The organism is Streptosporangium sp. NBC_01639 (assembly GCF_045209755.1).
GTDB lineage: Bacteria > Actinomycetota > Actinomycetes > Streptosporangiales > Streptosporangiaceae > Streptosporangium.
Map to the genome: position 1 here is coordinate 8767284 of NZ_CP109272.1, position 13435 is coordinate 8780718.

General features: G+C 66.3%; 11 protein-coding genes. 8 read left to right on the forward strand and 3 right to left on the reverse strand.

The window, feature by feature from the left end:
• Positions 1-71: 71 nt before the first annotated feature.
• Positions 72-1133 carry a hypothetical protein gene (locus OHA77_RS39825; RefSeq protein ID WP_406314542.1) on the reverse strand — a complete coding sequence of 354 codons (1062 nt, stop codon included), beginning with the start codon at positions 1131-1133 and terminating at the stop codon, positions 72-74.
• Positions 1134-2192: 1059 nt separating this feature from the next.
• Positions 2193-3419 carry a hypothetical protein gene (locus OHA77_RS39830; protein WP_406314544.1) on the reverse strand — a complete coding sequence of 409 codons (1227 nt, stop codon included), beginning with the start codon at positions 3417-3419 and terminating at the stop codon, positions 2193-2195.
• 171 nt (positions 3420-3590) lie between these two features.
• Here OHA77_RS39830 and OHA77_RS39835 point away from each other — a divergent pair, with 171 nt between their 5' ends.
• From OHA77_RS39835 to OHA77_RS39865, 7 genes are all read left to right on the forward strand, one after another.
• Positions 3591-4772 (forward strand): site-specific integrase, encoded by a 1182-nt coding sequence (locus OHA77_RS39835; RefSeq protein ID WP_406314546.1) that lies wholly within the window; start codon positions 3591-3593, stop codon positions 4770-4772.
• A gap of 190 nt (positions 4773-4962) precedes the next feature.
• Complete coding sequence (locus OHA77_RS39840) at positions 4963-5469, forward strand: HIT family protein (protein WP_406314547.1); 507 nt, start codon at positions 4963-4965, stop codon at positions 5467-5469.
• 298 nt (positions 5470-5767) lie between these two features.
• Positions 5768-6067, forward strand: a complete 300-nt coding sequence (locus tag OHA77_RS39845; protein ID WP_406314549.1) for a helix-turn-helix domain-containing protein — start codon at positions 5768-5770, stop codon at positions 6065-6067.
• A gap of 292 nt (positions 6068-6359) precedes the next feature.
• The gene (locus tag OHA77_RS39850; RefSeq protein WP_406314551.1) at positions 6360-7004 is read left to right on the forward strand and encodes a Crp/Fnr family transcriptional regulator; all 645 of its coding nucleotides are present in this window, start codon (positions 6360-6362) and stop codon (positions 7002-7004) included.
• Positions 7005-7082: 78 nt separating this feature from the next.
• The gene (locus tag OHA77_RS39855) at positions 7083-7871 is read left to right on the forward strand and encodes a hypothetical protein (RefSeq protein WP_406314553.1); all 789 of its coding nucleotides are present in this window, start codon (positions 7083-7085) and stop codon (positions 7869-7871) included.
• Positions 7868-10036 carry a hypothetical protein gene (locus OHA77_RS39860; protein WP_406314555.1) on the forward strand — a complete coding sequence of 723 codons (2169 nt, stop codon included), beginning with the start codon at positions 7868-7870 and terminating at the stop codon, positions 10034-10036. Before OHA77_RS39855 ends, OHA77_RS39860 begins: the two co-directional genes overlap by 4 nt.
• 3 nt (positions 10037-10039) lie before the next feature.
• Positions 10040-10810, forward strand: coding sequence for a hypothetical protein (locus OHA77_RS39865; protein ID WP_406314557.1), 771 nt, complete (start codon positions 10040-10042; stop codon positions 10808-10810).
• A gap of 27 nt (positions 10811-10837) precedes the next feature.
• Here OHA77_RS39865 and OHA77_RS39870 read toward each other — a convergent pair whose 3' ends face one another.
• Complete coding sequence (locus OHA77_RS39870; RefSeq protein ID WP_406314559.1) at positions 10838-11353, reverse strand: hypothetical protein; 516 nt, start codon at positions 11351-11353, stop codon at positions 10838-10840.
• A 555-nt stretch (positions 11354-11908) separates the two neighbouring features.
• Between OHA77_RS39870 and OHA77_RS39875 the strand changes: the two genes are divergently transcribed.
• Positions 11909-13387: an IS1096 element passenger TnpR family protein gene (locus tag OHA77_RS39875; protein ID WP_406314561.1), complete on the forward strand. Its 1479-nt coding sequence runs from the start codon at positions 11909-11911 to the stop codon at positions 13385-13387.
• The last annotated feature ends 48 nt before the right edge of the window (positions 13388-13435 follow it).

Below are 13435 nucleotides of genomic sequence, written 5' to 3' on the forward strand. Positions count from 1 at the left end.
CGTTTCTTACCGGCACCCGAGTAATGTCACGCCGCAACCGCCGCTCGGCCTGCGATGTGATCGCTGCGTCCCTAACCGCCGTAACCCGTGCCGGCCCGCAGTTCCGCCGTTACCGCCCGCTCCCTCAGCTGGGCGGCCTCGGCTCGCAGTGCCTCGGCCTGTTCACGCAGGTCGGACAGTCTCATCTGCTCCATGGCCAGCTGCATCCGCGCCTCGTCCCGCTCAGCCTGTGCCTGGGCGATTTCGGTCGCGGCGCGTTCCCGCGCTTCGGAGACCTTTTCATCGGCTTTTTCCTCGGCCTTGGCGAGCTGCCGCGCCGCCCGCTTCTCGGTCTCGGCTGCCTGCTTGGCGGCACGGACCGCCTGAGCTCGGGCTTCGGCCGCCTCGGCCTGAGCCTGGCCTCGCGCTTGCGTCTCACTGTCGGCTCGCAGGACTGCCCGATCTCGTTCGGCCTCGATCGTCTGTGCCCGCGCTTCGGCGGCGACAAGAGCCCGTTCGGCTTCGGTCCTCGCCTCCACGGCGGTTCTGGCCGTGTTCTGTGCGAGGTCTCGTTCCGTGCGTGCCTGCTCGGACTGCAGGTGTTCGTGTACGGCCTGCGCCTGCGCCTGTTGCTTCTCGGTCTCGGCGGCCTCCACCCGTTCGGACATCTCCCGCACCGCGGCGTCCCTGGCCTGCTCGGCGCGTTCGGCTTTACGTCTGGCCTCCTGCTCCGCGTGTTTGGCCTGTCGTTCGGTGGCGGCCGCCTCGTGCAGGGCGGCCAGTGCCTGCTGTCTGGCCGTCTCGGCATCGGCCAGAGCGATGTCGCGTTCGGCGTTCGCCTCCTCCACCTGCCGTGCCATCGTGTCGCGTTCCCGGCGGGCGTGGCCGGTGGCCTCGCGCGCCAGCCGTACCTGCTCGAAGGCCTGTTCTCGTTCGGTGCGCGCGATCGCCACCCGGGTATGGGCCTCGGCCTGCACCGCGCTCAGTTTGGCCTCCACTCCTGCGGGGCTGAGCTCAGCGGCCAACACCTGGGCCAGTGGCGCGATCGTCGCAGCCATCCCTTTCTCCATCCGTTCGTAGAACTCCTCCGCCCGGGCCAGCGCTCCCTCCAGCCCGGGAGTCGCCCGTTTCGTCTCCCGTTCACGTTTGGCCACCGCCTGACAGTCCCCCTGCGGGCAGTACGCCCGTGGCCGCCCCCGCCCAGGACGCTGCTCGATCGGTGTCCCGCAGTGTTTGCACGGCGTCACCGCGCCCGACTCTTCCGTCACCACCCTAGGATAGCATTTTTTATTTTCTGGAAAATAGAATTCAATAATTCGATTCTGTTGCGTCAGCGTCAAGAGAAACCAACTACCGGGAATGTAAATTCCCGCAAGTTATGGTCGCGCATCGGGTCCGTGCAGGTGCAAATTGTGCGAATGTCCTGTCTCACTCAATCTGAGGCAGTCTGCGAATCTGCAGCGAGATGTCAGTAGGAATCTGCATGAGGTGTCAGTGCGCAGGTCAGAGGCCCTTTTCGGGGTTCCGGTTGGGATTCGTCATTTCGCCGACCTGGGGTTTCGTCACGTGGCGTCAGCGAAATCGTCACTTCGTATCAGTAACGTGAAGACCTCTCACTTACTTGACGCTTTTGTGCCGGTTTCGTCTTAGTTTTTGAGCGCTCTCGCTCCTCCCTCGGTAGATGTTCCGCAGCCCGGTAACTTGGCCGCGTTCGGTGTATGCGCTCCTGGGCGGCGCAGCGCCTCTCCCCGGCTGAAGTCTGGTGACGTTTCCTGCGAGGTTTTGACGGTGCTATGGCTGCTTGAGCAGCGGTTTCGTCATTTTCTGTCAGTAGAAATCGTCACTGGGATGTCAGTGGCGGCCATGCGCTGATCGACTGGTTCGACGTCGGGTCGACGATTCCGGTACGCAACCGCTGTGGAACGCGGCCTCAAGGGTGCAGCGGGCTACGGGCAGCCGTTGAGCGTCTGACCCGATGGCCAAATGCCGGTCGCCGCCACCTGATAATCGCCCTGAGCCGTCACCAGGTCTCGCCCGGTCTCCTGGGGCTCACCGGTGAACGCTCACTGGGCATTGCGCGATGTGGTCGTCGGTGGTCGTGGCGCCGGCCGCGCCATCCTGCGGCCCTTCGGCTCTCCTGTCTTTGGCCGTCGACGCCCCGTCTGACGGGATCGATGCACTCTTACCTACGGTAATACCGGCCGGTGACGGCTTCATCGGTCCTGTTCGGGCTCTGCGGCGGCGGGCGCGGGGTGCGCCCGCAGCTGGTCGATCTCGGTTCGTAGCTTCCCTACCTCGGCGTGCAGGGCGTCATGGCGGGCTTTGAGGTCCTCGCGCTGGCCGCGTAGTTCGTCGAGTAGGTCCTGGTCGGCCTCGTGCAGGGTCTGGACCCGAATCAGCTCGGTGGCGCGGGCCTCGGCCTGCTGCCGGGCGGCCTCCAGCTCGGCGCGCAGGTGCTGGGTCTGCTCGTCGTGGCGCTGGCGCACCCGCTCGAGGTCGGCGTGAGTGGCCAAGGCCTCCTCGCGTGCGGTGGTGGCGTCGGCGGTGGCGGTGGCCAGTTGCAGCGCCAGGGCTGCGGCCCGGTCGCTGTGCTCACTCAGCTGGGTCCGCAGTTGGGCGCTGGTGTGCTGCGCGGTCTGCAGCTGGCGGCCGCGTTCGGCGAGCTCGTCGTCCAGTGCCGTGCGGGCGGCCTGTAGCTCGCGGTTTTCGGTGCGCAGGGCGTACAGCTGGTTGGCCTGGTCGGCGGTCACGCCTTCGGCGAGCTCGGTGGCCCTCTTGGCGTCGCCGAGCTTTTCGCCGAGTTCGAGCACTTCGGCGCGGGTCTTTTCCCCGATACGTTCCAGGTCGGCACGGGCGTTGCCCTCGCGCTCCTCGGCCAGTCGCCGGGCCTGTTCGGCTTCGCGCATCCGCCGCTCGGCACTGATGCGGGCGCGATCGGCGGCCGCGGCCTGCTCGCGGGCGATCGCGGCGTCCGCGCGGTCCTCGGTGGCTTCGGCTTCGGCGGCGCTGATCCGGACCAGCGCGCCGCTCTCAGCCAGGTCGACCTTTTCGGCGAAGCGGTCGACGAGTGTGCGCAGCGCCTCCTGCAGCGGGCGGGCTTCGGCCAGGACCGCGCCGGACTCGATCACCGCGGCGGTCACCGCGGTGATCTGTTCTTTGCGCCGAGCGCGGGAGGCGGCGGTTTTGCAGGCGTCGCTGCAGTACTGGCGGGGCCGGCGGCCGGTGGAGCGCGGCAGCGGCTGGCCGTCCCAGGCACATCGGCCGTGCGGGGCCTCCGCATCGGCGGCGGGCGGCCGGAGCGGTTCGGCCGCCACGTCCGGGCCGCCGTCGGAGCGGCCGAGGGTGCCGGGCGGGTCGGCCGGATGACCCAGTTCCGGGCGGAGGTCGAAAGCGGTGTTTTTCGGGTCATCCGCAGAGCGGGGTGATGCGTTGTCAGCCACCCAAGCACTCTACCAAAACGTGTCTTCTCGACACGTTAAAAATTAAAAGGTTACGTTACGATACCTCGGCAGCACGTGCACGCCGGGCAGGCTTGCGATAAGTTGCCTTATCGCAAGCCTGCCCGGCCACAAATAGAACCAATGATCCTATGAATCAACAAGGATGGCCGCATGAACCTGGAGCACTCAGACGACGCTGACGGCACGACGCCAGGCCCTGACGGCAATGACGGCGCCGGGGCGGATGCCTCCCCCGATGCGCCGAGCCCGTCCGGGACCGCGCTCGCCCGCCGCGCTCCGGCCGACAGCGCGGCACATATGGACGATGCGGTCGTCTTGGACGGGGTAACGGTCGCCGGCGGTCGGCGCTCGGCCGACGAGCAGGTGACCGAGGAGGCGGCACGGCTGATCGCGGCGGCCCCGGCGGCCAACACCACCCGCGCCTACGCCCGCATCTGGGCCGCCTACCTGTCCTGGTGCACCGCCACCGGACGTACCCCGCTGCCGGCCACCGGTGCCACTCTGGCCAGTTTCGTCGCCGAGCTGGCCGGGCGCGGCCTGGCCCCGGCCAGCATCGACCAGGCATTGGCCTGCGTATCGTCCGCACACGGCAAGGCCGGTCTGGCCAGACCGCACACCACCGCCGCCCGCGACGCGTTGCGCGCCTACCGCCGCACCTGGAGCACCAAGCCGGGCAACACGGTGCGCAAGGCCCCGCCGATCACCATCGACATCCTGCGCAGCCTCATCAACCACACCCCCGACGACACCCCCACCGGCATCCGGGACCGGGCCGCGCTGGTGCTCGGCTTCGCGCTGATGGGCCGGCGCAGCGAGCTCGCCGCCCTCGACTGCGACCACCTCACCTTCCCGCGCCAAGGCCTGGAGGTGTTCATCCCGATGAGCAAAACCGACCAGGACGCCGCCGGGCAGACCGTCGCCGTCCCCTACGGCTCGCACCTTTTCACCTGCCCGGTCCGCTCGGTGCAGGCCTGGCTGGCCGTGCTGCACGAGCACGGCATCACCACCGGGGCGCTGCTGCGGCCCATCGACCGCTTCGACCGCATCGGCGGCACCCCCGGCTGGGCCGGCCGCGGCGGGCTGCGCCTGTCCGGTGTCACGCTGAACACCATCGTCAAGGACGCCGCGCTGCGCGCCGGCTTGGCCGATGCCGAGCGCTACAGCGCGCACGGGCTGCGCGCCGGCGGCGCCACCACTCTGGCCGACGCGAACGTGCCCACCGGAAAAATCGCCGAACAAGGCCGCTGGAAGCCCACCTCCCCCACCGTGCACGGCTACGTCCGCGCCGTCGACCGCTGGAAGGACAACCCCATGGGCAAAGCCGGCCTGTAGAGCTCCTGTAGGATCTCAAGGATCTTGACATAATCTCAGCGATCTTGGCATCGACATGGCCCATATGTCAGATTGGTGAGAAGGCGTCTGTGGACCACCGGTCTCCTGATGGATCTTGGGCTGGGGGGAATGTCCCAAGACTCTAGGATGATCAGCTACTTCAAGATCAAGCGTTCCACTAGGGGTGATCATGACGGGCTCGATTCGGCGCGTGCCGTTCGACCTAGAGAGCTATAGCCGGCGTTCCCAGACAGGGCCATGCTTCATTTGCGGAATTGTCAATCGTGATCCCAGCCAGCCGGAAGAAATCGTCTACGACGATGGCAGGCACATCGGGTTTCTTGCGCGCTTCGCCGCACTGCCCGGGTATGTCCTTGTAGCTCCCAAGCGCCACATCGAGCACGTTGTCCGAGATCTTGACGTGGAGCAATTCATCGACGTGATGCATGTAGTGCGTCGAGTCGCTCTTGCCCTGGAAGCAAGCGTGCCGTGCGAGCGGACCTATCTACTGTCCTTGGGCAGTCAGCAGGGAAACGCCCATCTGCACTGGCACATCGCCGCTTTGCCTCCCGGTGTCCCATACGAACAGCAGCAATACCACGCGCTCATGGCCGAGAACGGCGTCATTGAGCATACGCCTGAGGAAGCTACCGACCTGGCCGCGAAAATCAGGCAAGCCCTGCACGCCCAGCATTAAGCGAGCGTTACGGAACCACGAGTGAGCACATCCGCTACATGGCCCTCCACTCGGGTCGACGCCACCGGGGGAAAGTAGCGAGGAAGACCAGGCCAAAGCTGCCCGGCAGGATCCTAGATTGGGGTGCGAAGCCATAGCGCTCCGCAGCCGTCTGGGATACCGGTTTTCTCGCGAGGTCGATGAACAGCCACGATGCGATTCGGACTCTCCATTGGATGATGGGAGCCGATCACTCACAGCTACCTCACCCCCGGTAACGCCGAGCCGAGTGGAGGGCCTACAGGACGGCGCAAGCCGGATGGTGGTGCTGGTCGGCGGATCCTCCACCGGCAAGACCCGCGCGTGTTGGGAGACGATGCGCGGCCTGAGCGAACCATGGCTGCTTTGGCATCCACTGCGCCCCGACCGGCCCGAGGCGGTGCTGGCCAAGCTGGAAACAATCGGCGCGCACCTAGCTGAAAAGATCGAATACGCCCGTCTGCTCAAAGCCCAAGGCGAGTCCCCCGGCCAGATCGCGGCCAAAACCGGTATCCCCAAAACCTCCCTACACCGTTACCTGAGCAGCGGCGAAGTACTCATGAATGAGGCGGTTTCTTAAGGCCAGATATTTAATCTTCCCTGCTCACAGAGCAGGGAAGCGCACGATCACTGGCCGTGGATCCGGTATCGACCGAAAAGACATTCCGATATCCACAGATAGGGACAGCTGTTATCCAAAAGGCATCGCTGAGCCTTTTCATGGATAACATGTTCGCGCTGGCAGTGTGCCGCCTCGTATCCTCGGGAGGGCTTCCATGCGACGGGTTCCGGCTTCGCCAGGTTCATCTCCTTGGCCATCGGGAACCTTCCTGGCGCGGCTGCCGGAGCCGTCCAGGCAGGCCCTGCTCGCGATGGGAGTCGTCCGGACGTATCCCACCGATTACGTGATAGTCCGCCAGGGCGATTCCGGAAACCTCGTCTTTGTCGTCATGCATGGCCTGGTCAAGGTAACTGCGCGTACGGAGAACGGCAGACAGTCCCTGCTCGCGGTGCGGGTCAGGGGGGACGTGATCGGTGACATGGCCGTGCTGGACGGGTCGACGCGCTCGGCGACTGCGATCGCCTGCGGAACGGCCGTCACCCGGCTGATCAGGGGCGAAGTCTTTCTCGACTACTTGCGGCGACATCCCTCCGCCGCGCTGACTCTCAGCACCCTGATGGGTGACCGGCTGCGCTGGGCGAATCAGCGTCGGCTGGAGTTCGCTGGATATGACAGCGGCGTGTGCCTGGCCCGCCTGCTGCTAGCAGTGGTCGCTCGACATGGCCGTCCTGGCCCGGAGGGCACAGATTTAGGCGTCCCGCTGACCCAGATCGAGCTCGGCGGCCTGATCGGCGCCAAAGAGAGCACCGTGCAGAAGATCTTACGCGACCTATCGGTGCGGGGGCTGGTGCGCACCGGCCACCGGCGAGTGGTCGTCACCGACCTTCCGGGCTTGGAGGCCTTCGCCAACCTCGCCCCGCTCCCCCCGGGAAATCCTCCGGCAAAGCCCTATTAATCCGGGTTCCCGAAAGTCGATCGTCCGCACAATCGACGTTGGCACGCGACTGCGAAGCTAGAAATCCAGGAGGATCACATGTCCGACGAACGAGAATATCGCCTGATGATCACCTCGGACATCGAGGACTATGGAGGCCGCCACGATGGTGACCAGGTGGAACTACAAAAAACGCTCATCCGGGTGCTCGACCTGGCCGCCGGAGCGGCGGGCCTGGCGCTTCTCGACTGGAAGCGACAGCCGCAGGGAGACGGCGAGTTCACCGTCCTGCCGCCGGACACCGACGCCGCAGCCGTCCTGGGCCCCTTTGTCACGGCGCTCGCACAGGGCGTCGAGGCGTTCAATCGGGGACGGTTCCGTACGCGCTTGCGCCTGGCCGTGCACGGCGGGCACATTCACGTGAACGGTGCCGTCGGGTCGCCAGGTGGCCACGCCGTACGGTCTGGGCGGCTGGTAGGGGCCGACCCACTGCGCGCTGCCATGAGCGCATGCCCGGAGGCTGATCTCGGAGTGATCGTCTCAGACCGGATATTCGAGGACTTCGTCGGGCAAGGCTACGGCGGCCCTTCCCCTGAGGACTTTCGCCATGTCCACGTGAAGGCCAAGTCCCAGGAGTACCGCGCCTACATCCACCTTCCCGGACACAACGTGCACCGGCTTGCCGAGCTGGACGAGTATGACGTCGAATCCGGGGCGTCCAAACGCGGGGTTGAGCCGGATGAAAGCGCCCGGCATGGCGGGGTCACCGCCGGCCGCGACTACTACGGCGGCAGCACCAACACGGCCAGCGGCAACGGCATCGCGCTCTCGGGCGGCAGGGACGCCTTCTTCGGCGAGGATCCGCGGCGAGGAAAGCCGTCCCGATGAACGAGGCCGCTCCCGAACCGGACGTCCCCGCCGGGCCGAGCCCCGACGAGGAGGAGACGTCTTCACCAGCTGGGGCATCGTCCCAGCCATCCGACCAAGCTGACCGAGATGACCACGACGAGAACGACGCTCAAGATGAACACGATGGGGATGCTGCGCTGGTCAGCCGCATCCAGCAGGAAGAGGACAACCTGCGGCTGCGGCTGACCAGTCTGCGCAAACTCAATACCGGCAAGGACACCACAGCGGGGCGCGACTGGTTCGGCGGTCCCGTCAACCACGCCAGCGACAACGCCAGGGTCTACGGCGCCGGCCGCGACCTCTACTACAACTTCGGCTCCTCCGACGGACCGCCTGTGCAGACCGCGCCGGTAGCCGGGGAGCGCCTGGAACGGCTCAGAGCCTGCCTGGTTCTCACCGAATCACAGACCCGGCTGGCCAAGCTGCTGGTCGATGAGCCACTCCTGCTGCTGCGCGGACCCCGTAACACCGGCAGGACCATGACCGCCATCGCCGCCCTGCTGGATGTCGCCAAGTCGTGCCATCGGCTGATGATCAGGGGTGAGCCACTCCGCGTGGACATGGCCGACCTAGAGAAGGGCGCCGGATACCTCCTGCTCGCCGATGAGAGCCCGTGGACGTCGCAACTGGAGGAGGTCGCCGATCACCTGTCGGCCGTGGCGACGCGCAGCGAGTGCCGCATCGTCGTCCTGGTCGGCCCGGACTACGACCTTCCCCATCGGATGGTGGACCATGCGCCGCCAGCCGCTGACCACGTCTTCCGGAAGACGTTCACCTACCTGCTCAACGATCCGGACGCATGGGATGCGCACGGGCTGGACGAGCACGACATCGTCAGCCGGCTGTCTGGCTGCCAGCCGGCCGAGGCCTTGCAGCTCGCGGAGCGGCTGGTGGAGGGCGTGCGGCAGGGCCGGGCCGTCCTCGATGTGCTGAACGCCCAGCCGCTGTTCACTCACACGCGATTTCACGAACATCTCGATGAAGAACCGACGAGGTTCGGCCGGTGTTTCCTGGTGAGCAGCGCTGTGCTGCATGGCCTGCCCGAACCGGTCGTGTCGGGGGCCGCGCTCGACTTGGCCGAGCAGATCCTCGTTGGAAAGCGGGAAAGTGAAGAGCACGACGACACTTTGGTTTGGGAGCGGTTTGGGAGCTGGCTCAGTTACTCGGGGATCAGCGCGATACAGGGCGCCCGCCGGGGCGAGGGGCGGCGCGTCCAGCTGTGTGACGAGCTTGCCCCCCTGCTCCTGCCGATGATCTGGGAGGAGCTACCGGCCGTCCGCGGGCACCTTTATGCGTGGCTGCGCCGTCTCGGCGAGAGCCCGGACGAGCACGTGCGGATCAAAGTCGCGCACGCGGTTGGACTGCTCGCAACATGCGACTTCGACCTGATCGAGAAAGAGTTCCTCGATGGGTGGAGTCGTGCCTCCAAGGTTGGTCAGAAACAACTGGCCGCGTGGGCGCTGGAGGCTGCGGCCAGCGACCCCGAGATAAGGGACCGGGTGGAGGCGCTGCTGCGCAGATGGGCCGAGATCGGTCCGTATGAACGGCGGACGACGGCGGCGATAGCCTATGGCTCACAGATGAGCATCCGGGACGTCAACGAGGTGCTCGCATCGTTCCGAATGATCACGCGAACCACGAAGGGTTACTGGCTCTGCGACGCCGTAGCCCGATCCATTGCCGACATATACGTGACAGACACCGCAGGGCCCATCGCCGCGGAACTGGCCGGATGGGCGCGCGGCGACGCATTCGGCGGGCGGCTCGCCGCCGCGCTCGCACTGGTACGGCTCGGCCCGCTGCGCCACAACGGTACCCGGCCGACCCTGCTCGATCATTGCACCGGAACCGACCTGGTCGCCCTATGGACCCACTCTCTGGAGTTGAGCCTGTCTGCCGACGAGATGGCAGGGCAAGGATCAAGCCTGGCAGGCCGGCTGTGGCAGCTGTTCACCGACTGGGTGAGGGAGTGGGACGAACGTCCGTCGCTGCGGCCAGTACTCGAGGACGTCTTCGGAACCGGTAACTCGGGCAGCCTCCGACTGCGCCGGACCTACCAGCTCTACCTCCTGCTATGGCAGCGGAACGGGACCATTTCCGCCGACCTCTCTCGCCATCTGACCTACATCCTGAAGGACGGTTAACCGATGTCGTTTCTCATCCAGCGCTTCACCGCCGCCCCCGAACCATCCTTTCCCGAGGTGAGCAAGGAGTTGGTCTTCTCCGCGCCCGCGCTGGGAGAGGCGTTCGACTTCGCAGTGGCCGTCCGCCTGTCTCGGCTGCCGAGCGGCAGGCGCGGCCAGTGGACGCCCGATCGAGAGGAGGTCGATCACGTCGGCGACCTTGTGCGTCAGATGGTCCGCGCCACGACGCGCAACCACTCCATATTCGAGCCAGACGCAGCCGAGGCAGCGGTCAACGAGAGCCTCGACCGCTGCCTCGCAGAGACCTCGCGCGACAACGCGATCATCTCCCGTTGGGGTGCGAGGGCCGAGCTCGGACTGCCCGGGGAGGTGAAGGCAATCAGGCGTGCCCATCTGATCGACATGTACGAGATCGAGGCGCGGGCAGAGGCCACGAAATTGCGGATGGAAAAGCTCCGAGAATCCAGCGAGGTCTGTGAGGAACTCCTGTCCGAAGCCACCAAGAGCTCGTTCGCGCGCTACGCCATACAGCTCACCGAAAATCCCGACAACGCGGCTGGCATCTTTGAGCAGATGCTCAACGCCCGCCAGGAGGAAGCCGAGAAACTTCTCACCCTCGTCGTAAAGATCGTGAACGCCCAGCAGTCGGCAGGTGTCTACGATCTCGTTCTTGCCAGCGACAGCGCACTGCGTGAGGCCTTCGAGCGGCTCGGGGTTCCGTTGCCGCCGGCCGGCCCCGACTCTCTATTCGCCCCCCTCCATGAGATCTCCTGACCCGACCGCCCGTAGCCTCGCAGATGGTTAGCCGGTCAGCGCCGTCAGTGCCAGCCAGACGACGGTGGTGACGGCCATCAGGGCCATCCAGGGCAGGCTGCGCCGAATCCGCTCATGCTTGCGCAGCGCGATATCGGCGAGAGTGGCGATCAGTGACCACGCCTCGCGCTGCTGCCTCGCTGCACCGGCGGGCGACGGGACTCCGTCCGCCCGCACCAGGCCGAACCTATTAGGCCCGGCCGGGCCGGCAAGGCGGGGACGCAACGCGGCGATGAGCTGGGATCCCGCGACAAGGCATCCAGCCCCAAAGAGCAGGACCAGGATGACTGCGGCAACCGCCATCGGTGGACCACTCATCCAGGCCTTGCTCAGATCACCGGCTTGGGCGACCGCGACCGCGGTGAAACCGAGATGGACGGTGGCCACAGTGGCCAGCTTGGCATCGGCCTGCTGGACATAGCCATGGAAAATCGTAAGTGTCTGCAAAGCGATGTTGAGCGACTCGACCGCGTTCAACTCGTCGTTCGCCTTACGTCGCGCCATCAGGACCTCCGGAGAAGCGGCAGTGCCGGGACATCTCCAGCTTCGGCTCATCGCGTGCAGGCGAACCCGCATTTCCGCTGCCTTTTCGCCATTTCTTGCGGTGCCTGATTCCTCATGAAACCCGCTGGAGTGAGCGGACAACGGCATGGACGAGGGACTGTCGGCGGCGCGGGAGAGAAGCCAATCGTGGTAGGCGCGAGCCTGACGCGGTAGGCGGTGACGGCATTGGCGGCCAGGGCGCAGCGATCCAGGTGCGCGGTAAACGGAGTGTTGGTAAGGCTCGCACCACCAGCCGCCATCTGTGATCGGAAGTGCCGAGTTGCTGGATGGTGACGGCACTTCGGCCTTGTTCGCCGCGTTCTACTCCGTGCACGAGGCAGCCGGCCGCTCGAAAGTGCCGCCTCCGCGCGAAGTCGGCACTTCGGGTGGTCCGCCTGCCCGGTGGGAAGGCAGGGTGCTCACTTGGGCAGACACGGTTGTTTACGGCTGGTGGATCGAGCCTTACCGACACCCCACTACCGTGGCGCCCGTCGTCGTCACGAAAGGCCGGTTCGCTTGGGCACCATTCATCAGATCAAGGTCACCTTGCGGGAGGTCTCTCCGCCGGTGTGGCGGCGCGTTCACGTGCCGTCAACGGCGAGCCTGGCTGAACTGCACGAGGTGATCCAGGTCGCGATGGGCTGGGAGCAGCACCACCTGCACCTGTTCTTCGACGGGGAGCGGCAGTACGGCGACAATGCCCCTGATGAGACGGCGGTTACGCTGGCCGGTCTCGTCCCGAAGGCGGGTGACTGGCTCGGTTACCGCTACGACTTCGGCGACTGCTGGGATCACGACGTTGAAGTGGAGAAGGTCCACCGGGCCGGGGCGAAGACGACCTACCCGCGCTGCAGCGCCGGTGGCCGCGCCTGTCCTCCAGAAGACAGCGGCGGCCCAGAGGGCTACGCCGAGCACCTGCGGGCGCTGCGTCATCGCAAAGGCTGGAAGTACAAGGTGGCCAAGCACATCTTCGGGACTACCCGGTGGGATCCGGCCCGGTGGGATCGCGCCGAGGTCAACACCGCCCTGTCCGGTCTGGCCAAGTTGCGGGCCAAGCAGGCCGCCGCCAAGACCAAGCAGGAGGCGAAGGAGCAGACGAAGGCGTCGGCGGCTGCCGTGGTGGTCGAGGCCTCCCCCGCTGCCTCTTCCTCGCCAAATGACCGTCCCGAAAACGATGGTTTCCAGGACGGTGAAACGATCACTGTCACCGAAGGGCATTCGCCCAGGAACGGCTGTCCCGAAACTCATCCCGAAACCTTGCTTCTGGAAATGGAGTTTCAGGACCGTTTCCGGGACGATGGGGGGATGAGTGCCCCCACCGCCTCCCCGCCGGAGGACACGGCCATCGCCGAGCAGAAGACGAACGCCTCCTCCGGCACCCTCGCCGGGTCTTCCATCGACACCACCCCGGCCAACGCGATCCGCTGGGGGTACGCCCGGGTCTCCACCCGCGTCCAGGACCACCGGCTGCAGCTGGATGCCCTGGCCGAGGCGCACTGCCGCGAAGTGGTCACCGAGACCGCCAGCACCCGCACCGAACGGCCGAAGCTGACCGGCCTGCTGGAGCGGATGCACCCCGGCGACACCCTCACCATCTACAAACCCGACCGGGTGGCCCGCTCCATCAAGGAACTACTGGTCTTCCTCGAAGACGAACTCGCCCCGCGCGGGGTGAACCTGGAGATCCTGTCCGGGATCTGCGCGGGGGTTCACCGGCCGACGGGGCAGTCGATGGCGGACAAGCTGTTGTTCATGGTCGCGGCGATGGCCGCGGAGATGGAACGCGAGATGATCCGCGAACGCACCCTCGACGGCCTGGCCGCAGCCGCCGCCCAGGGCCGCAAGGGCGGCCGGCCCCCCGCGCTGGACGCCGACACCCTGGCCATCGCCCGCGCCCGCCGAGCTCGCGGCGAATCCATCACCGCGATCGCCAAGCACCTTGGGGTGGGACGGTCCACGCTGTATCGGGCTTTGGAAGGCGATGACCGGCAGTAGCCGGCCCCAGATGTGACGCCGCTTACCACCCTGCATTCAGTGAGCTGA